Raw genomic sequence first — 24,921 nt, 5'->3', positions numbered from 1 at the left:
ATGACCGACACTCCAAGCAGCCTACGCATTCTTCTGATCGAGGACGATGAAGACGACGTTCTGATCACGCGCGATTTATTAGAGGAAGGCAGCACTTTGCCCGTAGAGCTTGACTGGGTTGATAACGCACCAGAGGGGTTGGAGGCTCTGCGGGAGCATCGCCATGATATCGCCCTCGTCGATTATCGCCTTGGCCCCGAGTTGGGTGTCGAGTTGATTCGGCAGGCCCGAAATGAAGCGATCAATACACCGATGATTCTGCTCACCGGCCAAGGCGACTCGGACCTTGACGCCCGTGCGGTAGAAATCGGCGCTGCAGATTACCTGGTTAAGGGAATGGTCGATGCCGCTTCCATGATGAGAAGTATCCGCTATGCCATTTACCGATCTGTGGCGACCGCCAAGCTGGAACAGAGCGAGGCCCGCCACCGGGTGATGTTTGATCATAATCCGGCCGCCATGATGCTAGTTGAACCAGAATCGGGAGAGCTGGTATCCCTGAACGAAGCGGCACGAAATCTCTACGGTATCTCGGATGTAAAAGCGCCACCTCCCCGCTTAGATCAACTCATCGCGGATCAGGAAACATATGCCAGTTCGTTGACCCGCGTGGAGGGGCTTCTTACTTCGACATCTGGTTCGCTGGAGGTTCACCGCTGTCGAGAGGGTGCTGAGCTTTATGTGGAGGTGCAGCGCCAACCGGTTGTAGTGGGTAGTCGTGAACTTGAGCTGATCATGGTGGTGGACGTTACCGACCGGGTTGAAAAAAGCCGCGAGTTACGCTTGATGAAACAGGCCATCGAGTCCAGTTTTAATGGCATTTTGATCGCGGACGCTCGTCAGCCAGACATGCCACTCGTATTTGTAAATACGGCCTTTGAGCGTATTACGGGTTATCGGTCCGAGGAGAGTATCGGGCGCAACTGCCGGTTTCTCCAGCAGAGCAACAACGTGGGAAGTGATCAGGTTAATGCTGATGCGCTGATCAACATACGTGAGGCGTTGCGTGCAACACAACCCGTTTCTGAAGTTCTGCGAAATTATCGCAAAGACGGCACCCCTTTCTGGAATGACCTATACATAGCTCCCATTTGCGATAGCGACGGTACCCTGACACATTTTGTCGGTATCCAGAACGACATCTCACAGCAAAAAACAGCCGAAAGCAAACTTGCCTACAATGCCAGCCACGACGTGCTCACCGGCCTGCCCAATCGTACTTTGCTCCAGGACCGGTTGACTCAGGCCTGTCAGGTGGCGGCCCGATATGGCCGCAAGGTTGGTGTACTCTTTTTTGATCTGGATGGGTTTAAGCCAATCAACGACTCCCTTGGCCACCAGGTAGGTGACCAACTGTTGATGCAGGTCGCTACTCGAATAGAGGCTGGGGTTCGCAGTGGTGATACCGTCGCGCGCAGCAGCGGTGACGAGTTTATTGTCGTTTTGCCGGATCTGGCCCACGGTAATGATGTGATCGGTGTCGTTGAGGAGTTGCTCAGCGCTATTGCCGAACCCTACGAGATTGAGTCGCATCAACTTCATCTAACGGCCAGTGTTGGTATTGCACTGGATGATGGTGAGATTCATGACCCGATGTCGCTGGTGCAACAGGCAGACCTTGCAATGTATCGTGCAAAACAGGCAGGGCGAAATACCTATCACTGGTACGCATCTGATCTTAACGAAGAGGCAAATGAACGGGTTGAGCTCCGCAACGAATTGCAAAAGTCTCTTGATCACGCGGGTAATGGGCTGGAGCTGTTCTATCAGCCGATTATTGATGGGCGCACAGGGAATATCCGTGGATCAGAGGCACTGATACGCTGGCGCCATTCCGCAAGAGGTCTGATGCCGCCGATCCAATTTATGCCATTGGCGGAAGACACCGGACAAATAATCAGGCTGGGTGAGTGGGTTCTTCGGCAGGCGTGCAAAGATGCCGTGCGTCTTCAGGGTATGGGATACCGAGAGCACAAAATATCGGTTAACGTTTCTCCGCTCCAGCTGCGGCAGCCAGGATTTGTAGAGATGGTGAAACAGATCCTCCAGCAAACAGGCCTTTCGCCGATGTTGTTAGAGCTCGAGATTGTGGAGTCGGCTGTGCTTCGCGACACAGATCAGGTCGTTGAACGCCTTCATCAACTTCGCAAGATGGGTCTGGGTATCGCCATTGACGATTTTGGCACCGGGTTTTCGAGTCTGAGTTATCTGAAAGTTTTGCCCGCAACCAAAATCAAAATTGACCGGTCTTTTGTAAAAGAAGTGATCAGTAACCGAAACGATGCCGCTATCACGCAGGGTATATTGATAATGGCGCGCAGCCTGTCCCTTGAGGTGGTCGCCGAGGGCGTCGAGACGGAAGCCCACGCGGCCTTTTTGCGCAAACACAGTTGCGACCTGTTGCAAGGCTACCTGTTTGCACGGCCCATGCCGTTCGAAGAACTCTCCGCTTTCCTTGCACGCCAGAACAGAAGTTTTCAGGGCGAGAATGACGAATCTGATAAACCTACGCTACTCCTCTTGGATGACGAGGCCAACATTTTGAGGGCAATGACCCGGATACTCCGCAGGGACGGCTATCGAATTCTGTCTACCACCAGTGTTCAAGAAGCCTTCGAAATGCTTGCCGCCAACAACGTTCAGGTTATTGTCTCAGACCAGCGAATGCCAGAAATGTCCGGAACGGAGTTCCTGAGTCAAGTGAAAGACATCTACCCCAATACAGTGCGCATCGTGCTTTCCGGCTATACCGATTTAAGATCTGTCACAGACGCAATTAATGAAGGGGCGATCTACAAATTCTTGACGAAACCTTGGGACGATCAACAAATTAGGGATCATATAAAGAGAGCTTTTCTATATCACGGTGCGATTTTTAAATGAGTGTTCTCTTGGCGAGCTGAGACACAACGATGCTTGATTAGCTATCGTAGAAGGCCGTCATCCGCTCGATCACTCCTTCGTATTTTTGTTTTAGTAATTCTCCTCGAAAACCTTCGACGGACGGCACCCGTGCGGTTCCGTCTTGAAGTTTTCTTTCCTGCAATTCGATAAGATTTGCGGCTTCGATAGCTTCAGCCTCAATATCTTCTCCACAATCCATATAGACATAATGTCTGCCGAATAACTCCGGGTAAACTTGTCGGTCGGGCAGAATCGGGATGCACCCCTTGGCCACGGCCTCAAGAACCGCTAGGCCTTGAAACTCATGGATAGCCGTCGATAACACAATGTCGGCCCGCTGCAACCACTGATAGTACTCCTCTCTGGTATCAGCATAGCCGAACTTTTCGAGCCGATGATGAAACTCTTTGCGAATGGCCTCGAATTCCACAGGCGCGTTTCTGAACCTCTCTCCCAGAATACAAACTCTATAGTCGGTCTCGCGCCTTTCGAGCTCTCGCATTATAGCTAACAGCCGATCCGGAGCTTTGTCATACTCCCATCGTGCAGCCCACACGATCAGAATTGGACCACCTTCCCGACGATGGTTCCAAAGCAAATGCCGATCGACTCGATTTGTGGCGCGAGAACCGTCGGTAAACAAGCGGTCTTCGATCGGAACGGGGATCACGTCGGATTTGCACCGGATACGTTCGATAATCCCGTCTGGCACGGCATCCGGCAGTTTATTCAGCAAGGCTTGGGCACCCGCTAAAAAACTGTCCCGATTCCACGCACTGTTGAACACCACACGATCCGCCGCCACCGCGCTGTACAGATTCACCATCTGGGGTTCCACGCGATTCTGCTGTTGTTGGCTGAGCGGGAAAGCGAACTGGTTCTCGTGCATATAAAACAGGCACGGCGTACCTGCCAATCGCGGGTGAAGGCCCCGCAAGGTTGCAAGGTCTACCATGGACGTGGCAACCACCAAGTCCCAGTGCTCTTGCAAACAGGGCTCGTCGAGCCAGCTCAGGGCATTGCCGCGAATTCGCCACTGAAAAAAGCGCGGCGGCAAGGTCAGGCTTTGCCAGTGGTAATCCGGCAACAACTCAATCAACTGCTCCCGCCAGCGTTTGTGGCTGGCGGCATCGTAGGCGGACAGGAGCAAAATGCGGGGTTTGGAATCACGCACTTCCTTGCTCCACCGCCCGGTGAGCCGTTCGTTCGGGTAACCAAACCGACAGCAGGGCCGCAACGGCCACCAAAGCAGAAGATATCCACAAACAGGCTTCCAGCCCGTAAGCCTGATACACCCAGCCGGACAACACCGTGCCCAGCAATCGGCCAGCGGCGTTGGACATGTAATAAAACCCCACATCCAAAGAAACGCCGTCGCCCCGGGCATAACTCACAATCAGATAGCTGTGCAGGGATGAATTGATGGCAAACAACACGCCGAACAACAACAATCCCCCGATGACCACCAATTGCGCCGACCACCCGGCCATCAAAGCGCCGGCAATCAACGCCGGAATCACCGCCAGCAGGGCCGCCCACAGCACCGCGCCGGATTTACCATCGGTATGGCCGGTTATTCGGGGCGCAAGGGTCTGAACAAAGCCGTAACCAATGATCCAGCTGGCCATAAATCCGCCCACCTTCCAGTGATCCCAGCCGAATACGGTCGCCATATACACCGGCAGCGCCACCACAAACCAGACATCCCGAGCGCCAAACAAAAACATCCGCGCTGCCGAGAGCACGTTAATCGCTTTGCTTTTGGACAGGATTTCGCGGAATTTGGGTTTTGCTGTGCTCTTACCCAACTCCTGTTTGAGCAAAAACAGGCTGGCCAACCACACCAGCCCGAGTACCACAGCCATCAGCACCACGGCTCCGGTGAAGCCAGCTGACATCAGCAGCACACCACCCAGGAAGAAACCCACGCCTTTCAGAGTGTTCTTGGAGCCGGTGAGAATGGCCACCCACTTATACAGCTGGCCTTGCTGGTCGTCCGGCACCAACATTTTGATACCGCTCTTGGCCGACATTTTATTGAGATCTTTGGCAATACCGGACAGAGCCTGCGCCGCCATCACCCAAGGCACGGTCAACATGGCGGCTGGCACCGCCAGCATCACCAGAGCAACAATCTGTAGAAACAGCCCGATATTCATGGTGCGGTTCAGGCCAAGCCGGGCACCGAGATAGCCCCCCACCAGATTGGTTACCACCCCGAAAAACTCATAAAAAATGAACAACAGGGCAATGGCCAGCGGCGAATACCCCAACTGATGAAAATGCAGCACCACCAGCATGCGCAGCGCGCCATCGGTCAGGGTAAACGCCCAGTAATTACCGGTAATCACGAGGTACTGGCGGATGGAGGCAGTCATATCAGGCCAGACCCACCTTGCGCGCCAGTTCTACGGTGCGATTGGCATAGCCCCATTCGTTGTCGTACCAGGCGTAAATTTTCACATGGGTGCCGTTGACCACCAGAGTGGATAAGGCATCGACGATGGAGGAACGCGGATCGGTTTTGAAATCGATCGACACCAGAGGACGCTCTTCATAGCCCAAAATGTCTTTCAACTCGCCTTCGGCGGCCTCTTTCAGCAACCGGTTAACCGTGTCGCGATCAGTCGGCGCTTCCACTTCAAACACACAGTCAGTCAGCGAAGCATTGGTGAGCGGAACGCGCACCGCGTGGCCATCCAGCCGCCCTTTCAGTTCCGGGAAAATTTCGATAATGGCTGTGGCCGAGCCGGTGCTGGTGGGAATCAGCGAACTGCCACAGGCACGGGCCCGGCGCAGGTCTTTGTGGGGCGCATCAATAATCGTCTGAGTGTTGGTCAGACTGTGAATGGTGGTCAGCGAACCGTGCTTGATGCCCAGTTTCTCGTGAATCACCTTCACCACCGGCGCCAGGCAATTCGTGGTGCACGAAGCCGCGGTCACGATTCGATCAACGGCCGGATCGAAGATATCTTCGTTCACGCCCAGCACAATGTTTTTAGCACCCTTTTCTTTCACCGGTGCCGTGACCACCACTCGCTTCACGCCCCGATCCAGGTAGGCCTGCAAGACCGCAACGGTTTTGTTCACACCGCTGGCCTCAATCACCAGGTCACAGCCAGACCAGTCAGTATCGCCGATAGTCCGGTTGTGCGAAACGGCAATACGCTGCCCTTCAATCACCAGCTCGTTACCGCTCACTTCGGCTTCATGTCTCCAGCGCCCGTGAACACTGTCGAAATTCAATAGATGAGCCAACGTTTGCGCATCGGCACCGGGATCGTTGATGGCCACAAACTCCAGATCTGGCCACTCCCAAGCAGCCCGCAATGCCAACCGGCCAATGCGGCCGAACCCGTTAATACCTACCTTAATCTTGCTCATGGCAGTCTCCTTTTATGAATGGCCATTCGATCAATCTTCAGGTGCAGCTAGGCTCTGAACGCTCAGCCAATGCCCCAAGCTTTGCCAGCGGTGTGTGAATCAACGCCTCATTGTGCGCAGCTGTCTCATCGAGAACTCGCAGAGCCCACGTGGGCAAACCAGGGTTAATAGAATAATAGACCCACTGGCCCCGCCGCTCAGTTGCCACCAGCCCGGAATCTCGCAATATCGCCAAATGACGACTGACCTTCGGCTGGGACACTTCAAAGGCCTCCGTCAGCTCACAGACGCATAGCTCTTTCTCACGCCGAATCAGCAGCAGAGAGGTCAACCTCAGCTCATCGCTTAACGCTCGGAACAAGCTGACCGGACTAAGCTCGGCCGCTCGTTGATCAGCTTCAGGTAAAGGCGCCATGCTTTTTGTTTCCATCGGACAAACGTTCCACGCCATTGAATATTCGATTATCCATATATATGCTTTAGGTAATATTAGGAGTGACGTGTGGCAAAGTAAAGACACCGAGCCACGCTTTCGCTTATCGAACTTTCGGGATTTTCTAGCTGCCTTATGACGCCAACCAACCTGCCCAACATCGACCGAGATCTGTTCCAGGCACCCACCAAAGAACAGCTCTTCGCCAACGCACCTTGCGAGCACGCACCACGCATTCTTCTACTCTACGGCTCGCTGCGTGAACGCTCATTCAGCCGCTTGGTCGTAGAAGAGGCGGCTCGTCTATTGGAGGCAATGGGCGCTGAAACCCGCATATATAATCCTCACGGCCTGCCACTGGCGGATGCTGAAGATGCTTCACATCCAAAAGTGCAGGAATTGAGGGAGTTGGCCGAATGGTCGGAAGGCATGGTCTGGTGCTCACCGGAACGCCACGGCGCCATGACGGGCATCATGAAAACGCAAATCGACTGGATCCCGCTGTCCATGGGCGCAGTTCGCCCGACTCAAGGTAAAACGCTTGCCGTGATGCAGGTCTGTGGCGGCTCCCAATCCTTCAACGTGGTCAATCAGTTGCGGGTATTGGGCCGATGGATGCGCATGGTAACCATCCCGAATCAGTCCTCGGTGCCCAAGGCCTTTATGGAGTTCGATGACAACAACCGCATGAAGCCTTCACCCTACTACGACCGGGTGGTGGATGTGATGGAGGAGCTGGTGAAGTTCACGCTGCTGGTGCGCGACCGCAGCGATTACCTCACCGACCGCTACTCCGAACGCAAGGAAAGTGCCGCCGAGCTATCAAAACGTGTTAACCAACGCTCTATTTAAGGCCCCACCATGACCAACAACATCGAAGCCACGGCGAATGAAACGAGCTCGGAAGGAATGGATCTATTCGGCCGGTACCTGTCGGTCTGGGTCGCACTGGCCATCGTCGCCGGTGTAGCGTTGGGGCAACTTGCGCCGTCTGTACCGGAAGCCCTGTCCCGTTTCGAGTACGCTCAGGTTTCCATCCCCATCGCTATTCTGATTTGGGCGATGATCTTCCCGATGATGGCGCAGATTGATTTCAGCGCCGTGGTTGGTGTGCGCAAAGAACCCAAGGGCCTGGCGATCACCACCGTCGTGAACTGGCTGGTCAAGCCCTTCACCATGTTCGCCATTGCCTGGTTTTTCCTGATGGTAGTGTTCAAGCCCTTTATTGCACCGGACCTGGCCAGCGAATACCTGGCCGGTGCGATTTTGCTGGGTGCGGCTCCCTGCACCGCCATGGTATTTGTCTGGAGTTACCTGACCAAAGGGGACGCGGCCTACACGCTGGTTCAGGTTTCTCTGAACGACATCATCATGCTGTTCGCTTTCGCGCCCATTGTGGTGCTCCTGCTGGGGATTTCCGACATTCAGGTGCCCTGGGATACGGTGATCCTGTCGGTTGTACTGTACATCGTCATCCCCCTCACCGCCGGATACCTGACTCGCCGCGTTCTCATCGCCCGCCATGGTTCGCAGTGGTACGACGACGTATTCCTGAAACGCCTTGGCCCCGTCACGCCGGCGGCATTGATTATCACGCTGGTGCTGTTGTTTGCCTTTCAGGGCGAGGTCATCCTGGAAAACCCGCTGCACATTGCCCTGATTGCCGTGCCGCTGATCATCCAGACCGTGTTCATCTTTTTTCTCGCCTACGGCTGGGCCCGATTGTGGAAAGTGCGCCACTGTATTGCCGCACCGGGCGCAATGATTGGTGCCAGCAACTTCTTTGAACTGGCGGTAGCGGCGGCCATCGCTTTGTTCGGCCTACAGTCCGGTGCTGCGTTGGCAACAGTGGTGGGCGTGCTGGTGGAAGTCCCGCTCATGCTGGCACTGGTGAGAATCGCCAACACCACACGAGACCACTTCCCCAAGTAGCCCCGAACAGCCTCGGCTCCCGGCGATGTGCGAGCCGAGGCTACCTGTTATCCGCCCCCACACCCTGCTAATATCCCGCCCACCTTTCTATCACCATGAACAGCCAACGCTGACACGAACGGAACCGATACCATGGATTTTTTTCAGGCCCTTTTCCTTGGCCTTCTCCAGGGACTGACTGAATTTCTGCCCATTTCCAGCTCTGCCCATTTGATCCTGACCCCCGCGTTTTTCGACTGGGACGATCAGGGCGTAGGATTCGACCTGTCCGTTCACATCGGCACACTGTTGGCGGTGGTTTTATACTTCCGTCGCGATGTCTTTGGCATCGCCAGAGACGGCTTACTCTCCGTTGCCCAACGCAAAATTGTCGGCCAAGGCGCCCTCGCCTGGTATCTGGTCATTGGCACCATTCCTGCCGGTTTGGCCGGTTTGGCGTTGCTGGACATGATCGATAACGAACTGAGAGCGGTGGAAGTCATCTTCTTCACCACCCTGATCTTCGGCCTGCTGCTGGGGGTCGCGGACTGGCTGCCCAAACGTCAGCGCACACTGGATTCCCTGAACTGGAAAGACGCCGTTCTGGTGGGTATCGCCCAAGCCATGGCTTTGGTGCCAGGCACCTCCCGCTCGGGCGTAACCATCACCGCCGGCCTGTTCCTGGGCATGAGCCGCGAAACCGCCTCCCGCTTCTCGTTTCTGCTGGCTATTCCCATCATTGTGCTGGCATCTGCCGTGAAGTTACTCGAAGTAGCAACTTCTGATGTGATCGTCGATTGGGGTGGTTTTCTGATTGGCGGGGTCACATCGTTCCTGATGGCCATTACCGCGATCCACTTCTTCCTGAAATGGCTTAACAACGTGGGTATGTGGCCTTATGTAATCTACCGGATTGCCTTGGCTGGGGTTATTTACGCGGTTTTGATGTGATTGTTTTGGCTTGGGAGCTCTGATCTTCGGGGTTTCTAGGTTTGGGAGTGGCAGGTATTGGGGGTGTCCTTCCAAAAATGTGCGCAGCCATGGATGGCGGAGCAGAAGCGCCACATGGACGTGCCGAAGGAGCGGTTTTTGGAAGGACACCCCCAACCCCGCACATACCACCCAACTAACCCAAAGCTAACAGGCCTCCAACGGGGCATAAGCCAACACCAGCCACTTAGCACCTTCATCGAAGTTCACCTGAACCCGAGTGTGATGCCCAGTACCCTCAGAGTTCATCACAATACCCTCGCCAAACTTCGGATGCCGCACCCGCTGCCCCAAACTGAAGCCAGACTGGGCAGCAGAATCCTGAGCAAACATACTCTCATTAGGCCGCCCCACCATAGCCGGACGCGTCACCGTATTCCGTAACCGGACTTCCTGCAGGCAATCCGCCGGAATCTCACGCACAAACCGCGACAACGCATGAAACTTCTCCTGCCCATACAAACGGCGGGATTCCGCGTAAGTGAGTACCAGCTTCTTCATGGCCCGCGTAATCCCCACATAGGCCAACCGGCGCTCTTCTTCCATACGCCCCGGCTCTTCCAGCGACATGCTGTGAGGGAACAAACCTTCCTCAACACCGGCCAGAAACACCATCGGGAACTCAAGCCCCTTAGCCGAGTGAAGGGTCATCAGCTGCACACTGTCTTCGTGGTCCGCCGCTTGCGACTCACCAGCATCCAGCGCCGCCTGAGCCAGAAACTCTGCAAGCGGATCGACTCCGTCTTCCACTTCATAATCCGACAAGGCATTAACCAGCTCTTCCAGGTTTTCCACCCGGGCCTGACCCTTCTCGCCTTTTTCGCTGGCGTGGTAATCCTTCAAACCACTGACCTCAATCGCCTGCTTCATCAAACCCTGAAGCGAGGCATCGCCGGTCATTTCAGACAAGCCATTAATGATATCGAGGAACGACTGCAAACCGGTTCGGGCTCGGCCTTTCACCTGACCCGCCGCCAGCAGGCGCTCGGAGGCTTCCCACAACGAAATGCCCTGCTCCGTGGCGTAAGCGCGAATCTCGGCAAGACTCTTGGCGCCAATGCCGCGGGTCGGGATGTTCACCACCCGCTCAAACGCCGCGTCGTCCCGGTGGTACTGAACCAAGCGCAGGTACGCCAGTGCGTTGCGAATTTCCTGGCGGTCGTAAAAGCGCAAACCGCCGTACACCCGATACGGGATGCCCTGGCGCATCAACGATTCTTCCAGCACCCGGGACTGGGCATTCGAGCGATAAAGAATCGCGGCCTCGCTGCGCAAATTGCCCTGATTCACCCAGTCGGTGATGGAATCGGCAATGTAATTGGCTTCGTCTTGCTCGTTAAACGCCGCGTACAAGCTGATGGGATCGCCATCGGGGCCATCGGTCCACAGCTCTTTGCCCAACCGGCCCTGGTTGTTGGCAATCACCGAGTTGGCGGCCTTCAAGATCATCTGTGTCGAACGGTAATTCTGCTCCAGCCGCACCATGCGAGCGTTAGGAAAATCCCGCTGGTACTGCTGAATGTTCTCGATCTTGGCGCCACGCCAGCCATAAATTGACTGGTCATCATCACCCACCACGGTCAGTGGCACGCGGTTGCTGGCCAGCACCTGCAGCCAGGCGTATTGGATGGTGTTGGTGTCCTGAAACTCGTCCACCAGAATGTGCTGGAACCGGTCCTGGTAATGGGCCAGCAATTCCGGCCGGTGCAACCAGAGCTCGTGGGAGCGCAGCAGCAATTCACCAAAATCCACCAAACCGCCCTGCTGGCACAGTTTTTCGTACTGGCGGTAGATCTTCAGCATGGTGTTGGTGAAGTGGTCGCCCGGATTTTCCTGAATGTGATCCGCCCGCAACCCTTCGTCTTTCTGGCTGTTGATGAACCACTGGGCCTGTTTGGGGGGCCACTGGCTTTCATCGATCTGGAACTCCCGCATCACCCGCTTGATCAAACGCAGCTGGTCGTCGCTGTCCAGTACCTGAAAGTTTTCCGGCAGGCCGGCATCTTTCCAGTGGGAGCGCAACAAACGGTGAGCAATACCGTGGAAGGTGCCGAACCACAGGCCGCGAGCGGGGATGTTCATCATCTGCTCAATGCGGGAGCGCATTTCCTTGGCGGCTTTGTTGGTAAAGGTCACCGCCAGAATGCCCGTAGGCGGCACTCGGTCTACGGTCATCAACCACGCCATCCGGTGAACCAGCACCCGAGTTTTGCCACTGCCTGCACCGGCCAGCACCAACAGGTGGTCGTTCTGAGCTGTAACAGCCTCGCGTTGGGCATCGTTCAGGGGGTCAATGATGTGGGAAACGTCCATAGCACCTAGCTTTTCTACTGGTTAAATAAACAGGTTTGAAAGTATAACAGGAGATAACGGGGATTTCTGTGGAGCCTTAGGGTCCGGCTCAGACTCAGGTGCGGACGCCCACGGGCGGGTCAAGCTTTTCAGGACACGCTACGAGCCATCCATGGGGCTTATTTCGGGCCGTCCCTGGCCCTCAATAGTCCTAAAAAGCTTGACCCGCCCGTGCGCTGTTTAACGTTAGGATACGGCCGTCTTAAAAACCTCTGGGAACCGTCTGCGCTTCAACAAACTCAAACAAACCTTCCAAGCCGCCTTCACGACCAATGCCAGAAGCTTTCATACCCCCAAACGGCGCTTCCGGTGTCGGCCCGGTGCCGGTGTTCCAACCCACATGACCAAAACGGAGTCCCGCCGCCACACGTTGGGCCCGTTCGGCATCTGCTGTGAACACATAAGAAGCCAATCCAAATTCGGTGTCGTTGCCCGCTTCAACCACTTCCTCTTCCGTGCGGAACAACGCCATGGGCACCAATGGGCCGAAGGTTTCTTCCCGGTAGCAACACATGTCTCGGGTAACGCCCATCACCGCCGTTGGCGGGAAGAACAGGCCATCGCCCAGTTCCCCGGGCTGTTTACCTGCGACCAGAGTCGCACCTTTGTTCAAGGCATCTTCAAGATGACGCTTTACTTTGTCGAAGCCAGCCTGATTCACCAGCGGGCCAATGTCGACGCCGTCTTTCATGCCGTCACCGACGGTCATGCGGCCGATTCGCTCCGCCAGTTTTTCGCCAAAGGTTTCGGCCACGTCCTCGTGGATAAACACCCGGTTGGCGCACACACAGGTTTGGCCGCCGCCCCGGAACTTATTGGCGATCAGGTTATCCGCCGCAGCATCCAGATCGGCATCGTCGAAGATAATAAACGGCGCGTTACCGCCCAATTCCAGGGCCAGTTTTTTCACCTGCTCGGCCGTATCCAGAACCAGCTTCCGGCCAACCTCGGTGGAGCCAGTAAAGCTGATCATCGGCACGTCCTGGTGCTCACACAACACCTTGCCGATCACGCTAGCTTTACCCATGACCAAGTTAACCATGCCCTCGGGCAGGTCGAGCTTGTCCACCAGCGTAAACAGCGCCACCATCGTCAGCGGCGTTTCACTGGCGGGTTTGATCACCGAGGGACAGCCTGCAGCCAGCGCCGCCGACAGTTTTTTCGCGATCATGCCGATCGGAAAGTTCCAGGGCACAATCAGCCCCACCACACCCACCGGCCGGTAATGAACGGTCCAGGTGCAGTCTTTGGGCTTTTCCGGAATGGTATGCGGGTCCAGTGCTTCGATGTGCTTGGCACAGTAGTCGAAAAAGCCTGCGGCGTACTCCACTTCTCCCTGAGCTTCGGCCAAGGGTTTGCCGTGTTCCATGCACAGAATTCGGCCAATTTCGGCTTTATGTTCTTTCAATGCATCCCGAATGCCTTCCAACCACTTTCTGCGGGTTTCAATGGGCCATGGGTTCGATAATCTCAGCGCAGATTTCCCCGCCTCTACCGCGGCCAACACATCGCTTTCCGGCATCGAAGGCACCTTGGCAATACACTCTCGAGTCGCCGGATTAAACACTTCAAAGGTGTTGCCTCCGTCATTTTCTACCCAACGTCCGCCAATATAGCCCTTAACATTTTGCAGCAATGCTGACTCAATCATCTCGGCTCCTTTTCGATCACGCATTCCCCCCATAAGGGGCATAACGGCTTGTTCGTACCTGCCCTTCATAGTGGTAGCTGACTGCCACCCTGTAAAGTGCCCGCGTGTTTTTGACCCAACACAGTTCGTGCCTATACTCGAAGGAGTTAACCAAGGAGGCCGGATATGAAAGCATTCTTCCATCCCTCGCAGGATCTGCACATCCCTAAAACGTATTTCACACGGGGGCAAATGCGCCAGCCTCAGGAGGTGCCGGATCGAACCGTACAAATGCTGGAGGGTTTGAAAGAGCTGGGTGTCCCGGTGCTGCAACCGGCTGACCAAGGCACAGCGCCCATTTCCCGGGTGCATGATCTTGGTTATCTGAGATTCCTTGAATCCGCCCACCGCCGCTGGAAGGAAATGGATGACTGGGGCGACGAAGTCATCTCGAATATCTTCGTGCGCTCACCCAATGCCCTGCGCGGTGTTTTGGCGGAAGCCGCCCGCTATCTTGCGGATGGCAGCTGCCCGATTGGCGAAAACACCTGGAAAGCCGCCTACTGGTCGGCGCAAACCGCGCTCGGCGCTGCCGATGCAATCATGGGCGGCGAGCGGTCTGCTTATGCGGTGTGCCGGCCACCTGGACACCACGCCCGTAAAGATGCCGCCGGTGGCTTCTGTTACCTGAACAACGCCGCCATTGCCGCCGAACACCTGAAAAGCCGTTTTCCACGCACAGTGATACTGGATACCGATATGCATCACGGCCAGGGTATTCAGGAGATTTTCTACGACCGCAGCGACGTGCTGTACATATCCATCCACGGCGACCCCACCAACTTCTACCCGGTGGTAACGGGCTTTGAAGACGAGCGGGGCGAAGGGGATGGGCTGGGTTACAACATCAACCTACCCATGCCCCATGGCTCGAGCGAAGATGACTTCTTTGCCAAGCTACAGGACGCTCTGGCCGCTATCCGGCTGTACCAACCGGACGTGCTGATTCTGACGCTGGGTTTCGATATCTACAAAGACGATCCGCAGGCGAAAGTGTCGGTTACCAGCGAAGGGTTTTGCCGCCTCAGCACCCACATACGTCAGCTGGGGCTGCCGACACTGGTGATTCAGGAAGGAGGCTATGATCTGGACACGCTCCGCGAGAATGTCCAGCAGTTCATGAGGGGGCTGACCGGCTAGCGCGCCGGCGTGTAAACCTTCACATTGGCGTGCCCGTCGGCCTTCAGGTGGCCGGCGTGCATGCGGCTCATGGTGCCTCGGTCGCAGTACAGCAGGTACTGGCTATCGGCTGGCAGGTCTGCCAGCTTCTGGTTGATTTCGTAGAACGGAATCTTCAATACGTCGTTGCTGGTCAACGTCAGCGGAGCCCGTTCTTCCTCGGATGGATGGCGGATATCGATAATCACATCACCCACCGACGGTGTTTCCACCAGCTCGACTTCTTCCGGTGTTACCACGCTGTCGAGCAGCTCGTTGACCATCACATCGGTACGGTCCTCAATGGCCTTGGCCAGAACCTCCGGGTTCATTTTCTCTTCTTCTTCCTCAACCCGGTGCAGCTTGGCCCGGGTCACCGGCTTGCTGGAAATCACACCGCAATATTCCGGCATAGTACGGGCAAAGGGCTCGGTGCCAATGTCTTTGGCAATCTGAATGATGTCTTGCTTGTCCATGGCAATCAGCGGGCGCAGCACCACTTCATCACTGGCGCGATCCACCACATTCAGGTTGGTCAGGGTCTGGCTCGACACCTGGGCCACGGCATCCCCCATCACCAGGCCACCCACGTTGTAATACTGGCCAATCTCGGCCGCGGCTTTCAGCATCATCCGCTTAAGCACCACACCCCAGTGGCGATGGTTCACGCTGCGCATGATTTCGGCTACCACGCCTTCAAACGGTACCGAAATAAACTTCACGTTGTGTGAAGACGCGTACCGGTCCCACAGGTAATGACTGACCTGTCGAACGCCTACCTCGTGAGCCGCTCCTCCCAGATTGAAAAACAGGAAGTGGCTGCGCATGCCCCGACGCATCATCAGATACGCCGCAACCGAGGAGTCATAGCCACCGGAGATCAACGTCATGACGGTTTCCACGGCGCCGATTGGGTATCCGCCTGCGCCTTCATGGCGACGATGGGCAATGTGGAACTGGTCGTTTTTGACCTCGATGCGCACTTCCACCTGCGGATTCTTCAAATCAACACCGCGAGCGTTGGTAGTCTGCAGCAGCATACCGCCCACGGTGCGTTCCAGATCAATGGACCGGAATTCGTGGTTGCCGATTCGCCGGGCACGCACAACAAAGGTTTTACCATCAAGCCGGTCAGCAAACGCTGCAATGGCTTTGGTGCCCACATCCTCAATATCAACAAACGGAAACACGCCGATTTCCTGAATGGTGGAAATACCCGGGATGCGCACCAACTCGTCAATCACCGGCCCGGCCAGGCCCCGCTCCTCCGGCACATCCACATCAATGCGGTCCCAGCTGCCATCCACCCGAATGTCCGAATCCAACCGTGACAGGATTTTCCGGATGTTCTGCCGCAAATGCCGCATTTGCTGCTTACGAACGGGTTTACTCTTGATGGCGACTTCAGAGGCAGGGCGAATCAGCAATTTCATAAGATAAGGACTTCAAATAGATAGAGACGTTGGTTGGAGAAACGTCGGGTAGCGAATTAGCGGGAAAGGGCTTAGTGTAACCTTTAGACCGTTATGATCAAAATCCGTCATAGCCGAAACACTCAGGAGCTCTCCAAACGATGACAGAATCCACCATGAATGCACTGGTTTCACCCGAAGGCAGCCTCGAGATTCTATCCAGTCACGAGGTCAACAGGCTCAAGGATAAGAGCGAAGGAGGACTGTATCGATTATTCCGTCAATGCGCGCTGGCGGTTCTGAATACCGGCGTGGAAACGGACGACTGCAAAGAGTTAATGGAAACCCACGCGGATTTCGACGTGCATCTTGTACCCCAGCCCCGAGGCCTGAAGCTGGAACTGGTCAACGCACCGGCCCACGCCTTTGTAGACGGCGAAATGCTGCGCGCCAACCGGGAGCACCTGTTTTCCGTACTGCGAGACATTGTATACAGCCACTCTCTGCCCAACTTTGTGGAAGGCTTTCGCAAGGATAATCCGGAAGACCTCACCAATCTGGTGTTTCACATCCTGCGCAACGCCCGGGTACTGGAAGCGGGCCGTCAGCCCGACATTGTGGTTTGCTGGGGCGGGCACTCCATCAGCCACAACGAATACCAATACAGCAAAGAAGTCGGGCACCAGCTGGGTCTGCGCGGGCTGAGCATCTGCACCGGCTGCGGTCCGGGTGCCATGAAAGGCCCAATGAAGGGCGCCACCATCGGCCACGCCAAGCAGCGCATCAAACACGGCCGCTACATCGGCATCACCGAACCGGGCATTATCGGTGCCGAAGCCCCGAACCCGATCGTCAATGAACTGGTGATCATGCCGGATATCGAGAAACGTCTGGAAGCGTTTGTGCGCGCCGGTCATGGTGTGATCGTTTTCCCCGGTGGTGTCGGTACAGCAGAAGAAATTCTGTATTTGCTGGGCATACTGCTGCACCCGGATAATGCCGACCTGCCATTCCCGGTGGTGTTCACCGGCCTTAAGGAAAACGCCGAATATTTCGAGATGATCGATCGTTTTATCCGCGATGCACTGGGCGATGAAGCCGCCAGCAAATACGACATCATCATTGATGACCCTGTGCGGGTGGCGCAGACCATGAGCCAAGGCATGAGAGACGTAGAGACGTTCCGGCGCGCCATGCAGGATGCCTACTACTTTAACTGGATGCTGAAAATTGACCCGGTGTTCCAGCTGCCGTTCGAGCCTGATCACGACAACATGCGGGCGTTAGAGCTCCACCGTGATCAACCGCCGCACATGGTCGCCGCCAATTTGCGCAAAGCGTTCAGCGGAATCGTTGCGGGCAACGTGAAGGAAAGCGGTATTCGGAAAATTCAGGAGAAAGGGCCGTTCGAGATTTCAGGGGACCCGGCGCTGATCGAGCCGTTAGAAGAAATGCTGGCGCAGTTTATCGAGCAAAACCGAATGAAGCTGCCCAGTTCATCGGCCTACAAACCCTGCTACCGAATTGTCAGCGGCGCGGCCTGAGCCGCACCACCGACATTCACTTGCTGGCTTGGCGCTTACTTACCGCCGGCCGGCAGGCTGGCGAAGTAGGCGGCCAGGTTGGCAATGTCAGCATCGCTCAGGGCAGCGGCCTGACCTTGCATAACCGGGGCCTGACCACCTTGACGCTGACCGGCTTTGTAGGCCTTAAGGGCAGATACCAGATACTGTTCTTTCTGGCCAGCCAGATTCGGATAGATTGGAATCTGGGAGATGCCGTTCTGGCCGTGACACGCAGCACATACCGCAGCTTTCGCCTTGCCGGCCGCCGCATCTCCAGCCGCCATAGAGGCCGCTGGCGCAATGGCACCAAGCGCGAATAATCCAGCAACTGCCAAGGATTTCATTTTCATAGGGGTCACCCTCTCATCATTTTAGGTTTTATAGTCGGCCAATCACCGATCCAAATACAGGTTTTACTTATAACACAGCCATTGCCGCGGACAAATGTGATAGATCAAGGACATTGATACCCTCATAATGTTGCCTTACCCCAGACGGTACGAAGCAACTGACAAAATAAATCACAAAAATGCCCATTCGAAGAATCACCCGATCACCGGAGACATAGCTCATGCCAGTAGAGGTCCAGGAACTCGCTTGCCGTGAAGGCCGCATCGGCTTGCTAACCCTGAATTCGCCGAAAACGCTCAATGCCTTGACCGAAGAAATGGTCGTTCAGGCACAGGACGCACTTGATCGGTGGGCCGAAGACAGCCGCATTTGTTTGGTCGTCCTGCGAGGCAGTGGTGACCGCGCCTTCTGCGCCGGGGGCAACATCCGCGCCCTCTACGAAGACATTCAGTCCGAGGGCAGCAGCGAAGCCGCCGAACGGTTTTTTACCCGGGAATATCGCCTGAACTACAGTTTGCACCGCTTCCCGAAACCTGTGATCGGTTTGGTCCAAGGCATTGTAATGGGTGGAGGCATGGGGCTGATGTCCGGCTGCCGCTATCGCTTGGTCACACCCGATGCGACCCTGGCCATGCCCGAAATCAGCATTGGCCTGTTTCCGGATGTCGGCGCCAGTTGGTTCCTGAACCGTCTGCCCGGCCGGCTTGGTCTGTTCATGGGGCTGACCGGTGCCCGCCTGAACGCTGCCGATTCACTACGCGTGGGCCTCGCGGACATGATTATCGAATCGGATCACATCGAGCTATTGCTGCAAAAGCTGCAAGAGGAATATTGGCGAGGCGAGCCCGCAGCCGACGACAACCGTCTGTTCCGGCTGCTAAACCAAGTGGAAGCCGTGGATTATCGAGCACTACCACCGGGCCACCTGGAACAACACGAACAGCGCATTGCCAAACTCACCGCAGGCACAGAACTGCCAACCGTGGTTGAACAACTGCTTGGCAGCGAAAGTGACGACCCATGGTGGCACAACTGCATACAATCCCTGCGCGACGGCTCTCCGGTTACTGCTTGGCTAGTCTGGCATCAACTGCAGAGGGGGCAGCAAATGTCGCTTAAAGACGTGTTCCGGATGGAACTGGCCATGGCGCTGGAATGTGTCCGCAGGCCTGACCTGGCCGAAGGCATTCGTGCCCTGATGGTCGATAAGGATCAATCGCCAAAGTGGAGTTATGCGTCAGTCGCGGACGTGCCTTCGAATGTGGTGGAGCAACACTTCCACCCCGAGTGGGACGATCAAACCGACCCCATGGGGCTGGAGTAACGACATGAGCGGGTGTTACCGAGTGGCACCCGCATGCACCAACAGCATTTCCAGATCGCGGTTGTTGCGAGCGCGGGCAAGATCCAACGCCGTGCGGCCGTCATCGCTTCGATAATTGACATCGGCTCCCGCGGCCAACAGCATCTCGGCGGTGAGAAGATCCCCACTGCCAACCACTTTCATCAACAGTGACTCCCCGTTCTGGCTGACGTTCACATTCGCGCCCGCCGCCAGCAGCGCCCGTACCACCGATAAATGGCCACTCTCCGAAGCATGGATAACGGCGGTATAGCCGGCCGAATCCTCACCGTTCACATCTGCGCCGGCCGCCAGCAAAAGCCGGACAATGCGCCGGTTTCCGTTGGCCGAAGCCAGCATCAGCGCAGTCTCGCCCTCGGCTGTTTTCGGATCGGGATCAACGCCTTGGGTCAGCAGATCAAGCACCTCGCGGTCTTCGTTAGCTACCACCGCGTGCATCAAGGCATCAGAATGCTCGCTCGTTGCCGTTTCCGGCTCCATTTCCATCGAGCTGCAGCCAACCAGCAACACTAAGGCCAAACCCAAGAGGTACTTCAACTTGCCTGCGTCCATGACCATCGTTTTGAATCCCTGATAAACGTTCAGCTATTTTGGGCGGCAACCTATGGCAATTAAATCGAACCGATCACAACTCCGGGCCATTTTTCAGAAGTTCGCGCACCAGGTTGCGCAGTTGCATCTCACCGTCTTTCTGACCCGCACACATGCCGGAGAGCCGAATCTCGTCCCAGGTCCAACCCTGACTGACCGCCCGGCACCACACGATCAGCTCAGGCCGAACCGCCAGCCACGCTGTCACACCGGGGCAGCGCTCTACCTGCCGCAACACCGGCAAGGTTAAATCAAAACCCCTGAATCCTTCGGAAAAGTTCACCAGCTCGCGGCGATCTCCGGCATCCAGCCGAGCGCAGGCAGGCAGATCAGCACCTACTGCAGCTACCAGCTCTGGCGCCAATCCGGCCCAATGCCGGGGTATCAGCACCGGCCAGTGTTTTGCAAACCGTTCACGCAGGCCCTGAGCCAGCTGTTTTCCCGAATCCGATAACCCGCACAACATCTGCACCGGGAACTCCCCGGTACTGGTTTCCTGCCGCAATCCCAAACGCACCACACGCAAACCGCACGCCCGCCAGAACGCCAGCAAACCGGGCTCACCGCCAAAACTGGTGCCTAGTCCATCCAACCCTTGCTCCGCGCACGCCTGTGCAGCCGCAGTCACCAATTGTTTGCCGATGCCCAACTGACGGCACTCTTGCGACACCGCTACCCGAACCACCCGAAGCGTGCGCTGTATCGCCGCCTCGGGAAAACCTCCGTGAGTTGCCAGCGACTGCGCCAACATGTGGCCCCTCGGCCTGCGCACCCCCTGCGCCACCTGCTCCGCCAGTTCCGGCGCCAAACCACCCTCCACCGAGGCCCAAAGCACCCCCACTGTTGCACCGTTCACCACCGCGCGCCAACTTTGCACACCCGGATCATCCAGCCACTGGCGAAGATCCACCGGGGTCGTCCGGTAATGGGCGTCCACCAATAACCCGAAGGCTTCCGAGAGTTCCTGCTCGCCCGCCTTGGCCGGGTGCCAACGCTCAATCACCACATCGCCTGCCGCCGGGCTTGCCGGTTTCAGGCTTTCGGCCGACAGCAGGAACAACTCCGAAACCAATCGTTCCAATGGATCGCCCGCCGCCCACCGAACCGGCTGGTTCAGGCTGATTGACCGCCAATGTGGCGTTTCCCGATCCAGAACCTGGCGAAACCGAATAGCAAAACCCCGGCCCGTACCTTCGTAACCGTGCACCGTGCTGGCAAACGCTACCCGCGGCCACCCAAGAAGAACCTCCCGCAACCAATGCGCTGGCACGCCGGCGGCTTCGTCTACCATCACCACCTCGGCATCGGGTTTCTCTGCCAACAAATCCTGCACCGCCAGATACCGAATAGAAGACCCGCCTTCCATCACCAACGCATCATCACGACGCTCTGCCAGCCGCTCACCCAGCGTCTCGGCCGCATGCCGGAAAAAACTCGCCAGATTGTCCACCGAAGGCGAAGTCACCAACACCCGCTGCCGCCCTGCCAGCAACAACTCCGCCGCCGCCATACCCAGCGCCGCCGACTTCCCGCGCCCCCGATCCGCCGTCACCACCAATGGCCGACGCCGACGCCCCAAACCAAACCGCACCAGCTGCGAAACCAACTGCGCCTGCTCTGCCGTAGTCGCGGGCTCAAACACCAACGAACCAGACTCCACCACCGGCAAAATCAAAGAGTCCTCACGCCCCTGCCGAACCCGGATCACATCCGAATCCGCCGCCAACACACCAGCCATCCGCGCCGCAAAGGCATGGCGCTCTGCCTGATCGAGCCCCGTACGCACATAATCGGGATCGTTAAACGTGGCCCAACTCTGCAAGGGCGGCATCAACCAAAACAACACACCACCCGCCTGCAAGGTGCCTGATAACGCCGCCAACCCATCCGGCGGATTCCCCTGCCAACCGTCCCAAACCAAAACGGACGTTTCCCGCCCCAGCCAGCGCTTGAACTGCTTCGAAGCAATACCGGTCACACCCGCCAACTCCGCATCTTCGGCGCGACCGACCCATAGCGCCAGAGAAGCTTCCAGCGTTTCCAGACAACCAGACACCCATGAGCGACACCACTCCGGTTCACCTTCCACCAGCACCAAACGGCGTTCACCAGCAACACGCAGGCTGTCGGCAAGCGCTTGCCAGCCCCTTTTAGTAACAGATGTCATCGTCAAAAACAGACTCCAAGAGAATACGAAGCTCAAGGCCGGCCCCAAGTAGTAGCTTGTCGGGGAACGCCTTCCAAAACTGTGCGCAGCCATGGATGGCGGAGCCCAAGCGTCACAAGGACGTGCCGAAGGAGCGTGTTTTGGAAGGCGTTCCTCGACAAGGTACGGGCCCATAGCACGAGAAATGAACGTAAAGGCAACCATTATGGAGCCCAACTACCCCCACCGCCAGTTGCCAAGTACAATACCCACCATGCCAACCAATCCCCAAACACCCGACACCAGCTTCCTCCCGGACTACCTCACCGACGAACAGCGGGACATCATCACCGCCGGTTACGAACACTCGGTGATCACCGCCGTCGCTGGCAGCGGAAAAACCTCCACCCTCGCCTGGCGCATCCGCTATCTGCTGGCACAGGGCCACGACCCCAACCGCATGCTGGTACTCATGTTCAACCGCAGCGCCCGGGTCGATTTCGAACGCAAACTCCAACAAGTCTGCGACCAATCCGGCTTGGCCCCACCTGAAATCCGCACCTACCACGCCATGGGCTATCGGCTCTACAAACGCTTCGTGCGGGAAGGCTACCTGCCGAACTTTTCGGACAAAATCCTGACCGAACAAGAAATCGGCTACCAGGCCTGGATGCTCACCCGAAGACTGGCTCCGGAAGACCTGGCCGACGAAATCCGCCGCAACAAAAAAGACTATGTCGAAACCGCCACCGGCTTCATCGATCTGGTCAAAACCTGCTTGTCACCCGCCGAAATCGTCTTCGAAGAACTGGGGTACTCAGACAAGCACAAATACCTCATCGATCTTTTCCACAGCTTCGAACAATGGCGCAAAAGCCAGGGCCGAATCAGCTACGCCGACATGATCTACGAGCCGGTTATGGCCATCCACCAGAACCCGCCACTGCAACGACTGGTGGGCAACAAAATGGACCTGATTCTGGTAGACGAATACCAGGACACCAACGAAATCCAACACCTGTTGCTGCGCTACGTGGCAGGCGACCGGGCCAGAGTCACCGTGGTGGGGGACCCAGACCAGACCATCTACGAATTCCGCGGTGCCAAACCGGAATTCATTTTGCGCCGGTTCAGCGACGAATTCGAAAGCCCGCTCGAACAAACCCTGAGTTTCACATTCCGTTACGGCCATCAGGTTGCTCTGCTCGCCAACCACCTGATCTGCCACAACACCGGCCGAAAAGACGTGCTTTGCCATTCTCATCCCTCAACCCCGCCGACCCGTGCCGAATTGCATCGGGCCGAGAACGATGGCGATGAAGTTCTGAAAATTCTGCAGAGCCAAAGCCCGGAAGCAAACAACCAGACTGCCGTGCTGTTCCGGGTCTGGAGCCAGAGCGTGCCCATTGAACTGAAACTGCTTGCACGACACATTCCCTATCGAATTGATGCCGGCAAAGGCGCCCTGTTCAGCCGGGAAGTTCAAGCCATCACCTCACTGTTGATGGTGGTCAGCGGCCGCATCAAACACCTGCCCGATTCGGACCGACTGGACATCGCGCGGCAGCTGTTGCGTTTCCCCCACGTGGGCCTGAAAGAACCGGAACTCGAGAACCTTGCTCAATTTATCGCGGGTTTCGGGGAAAACTGGCACGAGCGCTTGCTAGCCATGGATTTCGATGCCCTGCAGCCGATGGCAGCCCGCAAATTAAGGAAGCTCGGCGAAGCTTTGGCTCAGCTAACCGACTACCAGGGCCCGGTTGCAGGCCTGATCCGAATTTACGCCGAGCACACCGACCTTTATGACGGCATCCGAAGCCTGGCACTGACCCACGACAGCGCCGAAGAACGTATCGACACTATCCAAGGCTTCCGGGCTTATCTGAAGAGCCTGGACACCGACGCCAGTGGCGCTCTGGATCACCTCAAGACCCTGAAACAACAAGCCGGTGAAAACACCGACCGCGGCGTACTGCTGTCCACCATTCACCGCACAAAAGGCTTAGAATGGCCGGTGGTGATTATTCCCGGATTACAAGAAAAGTACCTGCCCTACAGTCCACGCCCGCAAGACGACGCTCAAGCTCTGCTGGAGAGCGAACGGCGACTGTTGTACGTGGGCATGACCCGCGCCCGCAAAGCCTTGCACTTGATCACTCGCCCAGCCAGCCAACGGCCTCATCTGGACGGTGACCAAGGGCCCAGCCGCTTCGTGTCGGAACTCTGCTATGAGTTGTCACACGAGCTGGGGTCGCACCTTGATGAGCACCCGGTGGCAACCGCAGCCCCCTTGTCTCTGAGCCGCGCCACAACCGCCGTCAGCGTTCGCTATGCAGCCCGCGCAGGCCTGAAACTCGAAGGCACCAAGCCCGATAATGACTCCGATTTAATGGAACCGGTCTGGCATCACCGTCGTATTACCCATACGGTATTCGGCGCCGGCGAAGTGGTCAGTGAGGACGAAAGCTCGTTTGAAGTTCGCTTTGACAACTCAGACACCCTGAACTTCAGTAAGAAGAGCGCTCATTTGTACTTCACAGCGAGTAAGTAGCTGCACTATCCGTAGAACTCGCAAGCCGCTGGCCCCGTAATATCTTTGTGTTTTTAAAACGATTGACCTATTGTTTAGAGGACTAAAGATATTCATTCGGGTAGTTTTTATCCGAACGAT

The 24,921-nt window shown here is 56.6% G+C and carries 18 protein-coding genes; 8 read left to right on the top strand and 10 right to left on the bottom strand.

Annotated elements, in window-relative coordinates; all coding sequences use genetic code 11:
• On the top strand, positions 1 to 2,883 hold the full coding sequence (locus JAO79_RS03510; RefSeq protein WP_199005752.1) for an EAL domain-containing protein: 2,883 nt from the start codon (positions 1 to 3) through the stop codon (positions 2,881 to 2,883).
• A 37-nt stretch (positions 2,884 to 2,920) separates the two neighbouring features.
• Here JAO79_RS03510 and JAO79_RS03505 read toward each other — a convergent pair whose 3' ends face one another.
• The 4 genes from JAO79_RS03505 to JAO79_RS03490 are packed head-to-tail and all read right to left on the bottom strand — an operon-like array spanning position 2,921 to position 6,703.
• Complete coding sequence (locus JAO79_RS03505; RefSeq protein WP_199005751.1) at positions 2,921 to 4,078, bottom strand: DUF3524 domain-containing protein; 1,158 nt, start codon at positions 4,076 to 4,078, stop codon at positions 2,921 to 2,923.
• Positions 4,071 to 5,282: an organoarsenical effux MFS transporter ArsJ gene (gene arsJ, locus JAO79_RS03500; RefSeq protein WP_199005750.1), complete on the bottom strand. Its 1,212-nt coding sequence runs from the start codon at positions 5,280 to 5,282 to the stop codon at positions 4,071 to 4,073. The genes JAO79_RS03505 and arsJ overlap by 8 nt, the downstream gene beginning before the upstream one ends.
• 1 nt (position 5,283) lies before the next feature.
• The gene (locus tag JAO79_RS03495; protein ID WP_199005749.1) at positions 5,284 to 6,288 is read right to left on the bottom strand and encodes an ArsJ-associated glyceraldehyde-3-phosphate dehydrogenase; all 1,005 of its coding nucleotides are present in this window, start codon (positions 6,286 to 6,288) and stop codon (positions 5,284 to 5,286) included.
• A gap of 37 nt (positions 6,289 to 6,325) precedes the next feature.
• On the bottom strand, positions 6,326 to 6,703 hold the full coding sequence (locus JAO79_RS03490) for a metalloregulator ArsR/SmtB family transcription factor (protein ID WP_199005748.1): 378 nt from the start codon (positions 6,701 to 6,703) through the stop codon (positions 6,326 to 6,328).
• A gap of 153 nt (positions 6,704 to 6,856) precedes the next feature.
• Here JAO79_RS03490 and arsH point away from each other — a divergent pair, with 153 nt between their 5' ends.
• The 3 genes from arsH to JAO79_RS03475 all read left to right on the top strand — a co-directional run bounded on the left by arsH (position 6,857) and on the right by JAO79_RS03475 (position 9,583).
• Positions 6,857 to 7,573: an arsenical resistance protein ArsH gene (arsH, locus tag JAO79_RS03485; protein ID WP_199005747.1), complete on the top strand. Its 717-nt coding sequence runs from the start codon at positions 6,857 to 6,859 to the stop codon at positions 7,571 to 7,573.
• A 9-nt stretch (positions 7,574 to 7,582) separates the two neighbouring features.
• Positions 7,583 to 8,653 (top strand): ACR3 family arsenite efflux transporter, encoded by a 1,071-nt coding sequence (gene arsB, locus JAO79_RS03480; protein WP_199005746.1) that lies wholly within the window; start codon positions 7,583 to 7,585, stop codon positions 8,651 to 8,653.
• A gap of 132 nt (positions 8,654 to 8,785) precedes the next feature.
• Complete coding sequence (locus JAO79_RS03475; RefSeq protein WP_199005745.1) at positions 8,786 to 9,583, top strand: undecaprenyl-diphosphate phosphatase; 798 nt, start codon at positions 8,786 to 8,788, stop codon at positions 9,581 to 9,583.
• A gap of 186 nt (positions 9,584 to 9,769) precedes the next feature.
• Here JAO79_RS03475 and uvrD read toward each other — a convergent pair whose 3' ends face one another.
• Both uvrD and JAO79_RS03465 read right to left on the bottom strand, forming a co-directional pair.
• Positions 9,770 to 11,935 (bottom strand): DNA helicase II, encoded by a 2,166-nt coding sequence (uvrD, locus tag JAO79_RS03470; RefSeq protein WP_199005744.1) that lies wholly within the window; start codon positions 11,933 to 11,935, stop codon positions 9,770 to 9,772.
• 241 nt (positions 11,936 to 12,176) lie between these two features.
• Positions 12,177 to 13,625 (bottom strand): NAD-dependent succinate-semialdehyde dehydrogenase, encoded by a 1,449-nt coding sequence (locus tag JAO79_RS03465; RefSeq protein ID WP_199005743.1) that lies wholly within the window; start codon positions 13,623 to 13,625, stop codon positions 12,177 to 12,179.
• Between the two features lie 165 nt (positions 13,626 to 13,790).
• Here JAO79_RS03465 and JAO79_RS03460 point away from each other — a divergent pair, with 165 nt between their 5' ends.
• Complete coding sequence (locus JAO79_RS03460) at positions 13,791 to 14,804, top strand: histone deacetylase family protein (RefSeq protein WP_199005742.1); 1,014 nt, start codon at positions 13,791 to 13,793, stop codon at positions 14,802 to 14,804.
• Here the strand turns inward: JAO79_RS03460 and thiI are convergent.
• The gene (gene thiI / locus JAO79_RS03455) at positions 14,801 to 16,255 is read right to left on the bottom strand and encodes a tRNA uracil 4-sulfurtransferase ThiI (RefSeq protein WP_199005741.1); all 1,455 of its coding nucleotides are present in this window, start codon (positions 16,253 to 16,255) and stop codon (positions 14,801 to 14,803) included. The genes JAO79_RS03460 and thiI overlap by 4 nt on opposite strands.
• Positions 16,256 to 16,395: 140 nt before the next feature.
• On the opposite strand from thiI, the gene ppnN reads away from it, so the two are divergent.
• Positions 16,396 to 17,778, top strand: coding sequence for a nucleotide 5'-monophosphate nucleosidase PpnN (gene ppnN, locus JAO79_RS03450; RefSeq protein ID WP_320158935.1), 1,383 nt, complete (start codon positions 16,396 to 16,398; stop codon positions 17,776 to 17,778).
• Between the two features lie 35 nt (positions 17,779 to 17,813).
• Here the strand turns inward: ppnN and JAO79_RS03445 are convergent, their stop codons facing one another.
• Complete coding sequence (locus JAO79_RS03445) at positions 17,814 to 18,149, bottom strand: c-type cytochrome (RefSeq protein WP_199005740.1); 336 nt, start codon at positions 18,147 to 18,149, stop codon at positions 17,814 to 17,816.
• Between the two features lie 221 nt (positions 18,150 to 18,370).
• Between JAO79_RS03445 and JAO79_RS03440 the strand changes: the two genes are divergently transcribed.
• Positions 18,371 to 19,474, top strand: a complete 1,104-nt coding sequence (locus JAO79_RS03440) for an enoyl-CoA hydratase/isomerase family protein (protein WP_199005739.1) — start codon at positions 18,371 to 18,373, stop codon at positions 19,472 to 19,474.
• Positions 19,475 to 19,489: 15 nt separating this feature from the next.
• Here JAO79_RS03440 and JAO79_RS03435 read toward each other — a convergent pair whose 3' ends face one another.
• Together JAO79_RS03435 and JAO79_RS03430 are read right to left on the bottom strand one after the other, a co-directional pair.
• On the bottom strand, positions 19,490 to 20,071 hold the full coding sequence (locus JAO79_RS03435) for an ankyrin repeat domain-containing protein (RefSeq protein ID WP_199005738.1): 582 nt from the start codon (positions 20,069 to 20,071) through the stop codon (positions 19,490 to 19,492).
• 67 nt (positions 20,072 to 20,138) lie between these two features.
• The gene (locus tag JAO79_RS03430; RefSeq protein WP_199006622.1) at positions 20,139 to 22,271 is read right to left on the bottom strand and encodes a tRNA(Met) cytidine acetyltransferase TmcA; all 2,133 of its coding nucleotides are present in this window, start codon (positions 22,269 to 22,271) and stop codon (positions 20,139 to 20,141) included.
• A gap of 253 nt (positions 22,272 to 22,524) precedes the next feature.
• On the opposite strand from JAO79_RS03430, the gene JAO79_RS03425 reads away from it, so the two are divergent.
• Positions 22,525 to 24,801 (top strand): ATP-dependent helicase, encoded by a 2,277-nt coding sequence (locus JAO79_RS03425; protein WP_265091628.1) that lies wholly within the window; start codon positions 22,525 to 22,527, stop codon positions 24,799 to 24,801.
• Positions 24,802 to 24,921 lie beyond the last annotated feature (120 nt).

Source organism: Marinobacter litoralis (assembly GCF_016427555.1).
GTDB lineage: Bacteria > Pseudomonadota > Gammaproteobacteria > Pseudomonadales > Oleiphilaceae > Marinobacter > Marinobacter litoralis_A.
The sequence above is the reverse complement of the archived record's forward strand: the minus strand, read 5'-3'. Positions and strand labels throughout refer to the sequence as shown.

Coding starts and splice junctions, on each gene's coding strand:
- JAO79_RS03510 (WP_199005752.1), top strand. CDS start 1: ATGACCGACACTCCAAGCAGCCTACGCATTCTTCTGATCGAGGACGAT.
- arsJ (WP_199005750.1), bottom strand. CDS start 5,282: ATGACTGCCTCCATCCGCCAGTACCTCGTGATTACCGGTAATTACTGG.
- JAO79_RS03495 (WP_199005749.1), bottom strand. CDS start 6,288: ATGAGCAAGATTAAGGTAGGTATTAACGGGTTCGGCCGCATTGGCCGG.
- JAO79_RS03490 (WP_199005748.1), bottom strand. CDS start 6,703: ATGGCGCCTTTACCTGAAGCTGATCAACGAGCGGCCGAGCTTAGTCCG.
- arsH (WP_199005747.1), top strand. CDS start 6,857: ATGACGCCAACCAACCTGCCCAACATCGACCGAGATCTGTTCCAGGCA.
- arsB (WP_199005746.1), top strand. CDS start 7,583: ATGACCAACAACATCGAAGCCACGGCGAATGAAACGAGCTCGGAAGGA.
- JAO79_RS03475 (WP_199005745.1), top strand. CDS start 8,786: ATGGATTTTTTTCAGGCCCTTTTCCTTGGCCTTCTCCAGGGACTGACT.
- uvrD (WP_199005744.1), bottom strand. CDS start 11,935: ATGGACGTTTCCCACATCATTGACCCCCTGAACGATGCCCAACGCGAG.
- JAO79_RS03465 (WP_199005743.1), bottom strand. CDS start 13,625: ATGATTGAGTCAGCATTGCTGCAAAATGTTAAGGGCTATATTGGCGGA.
- JAO79_RS03460 (WP_199005742.1), top strand. CDS start 13,791: ATGAAAGCATTCTTCCATCCCTCGCAGGATCTGCACATCCCTAAAACG.
- thiI (WP_199005741.1), bottom strand. CDS start 16,255: ATGAAATTGCTGATTCGCCCTGCCTCTGAAGTCGCCATCAAGAGTAAA.
- ppnN (WP_320158935.1), top strand. CDS start 16,396: ATGACAGAATCCACCATGAATGCACTGGTTTCACCCGAAGGCAGCCTC.
- JAO79_RS03445 (WP_199005740.1), bottom strand. CDS start 18,149: ATGAAAATGAAATCCTTGGCAGTTGCTGGATTATTCGCGCTTGGTGCC.
- JAO79_RS03440 (WP_199005739.1), top strand. CDS start 18,371: ATGCCAGTAGAGGTCCAGGAACTCGCTTGCCGTGAAGGCCGCATCGGC.
- JAO79_RS03435 (WP_199005738.1), bottom strand. CDS start 20,071: ATGGTCATGGACGCAGGCAAGTTGAAGTACCTCTTGGGTTTGGCCTTA.
- JAO79_RS03430 (WP_199006622.1), bottom strand. CDS start 22,271: ATGACATCTGTTACTAAAAGGGGCTGGCAAGCGCTTGCCGACAGCCTG.
- JAO79_RS03425 (WP_265091628.1), top strand. CDS start 22,525: ATGCCAACCAATCCCCAAACACCCGACACCAGCTTCCTCCCGGACTAC.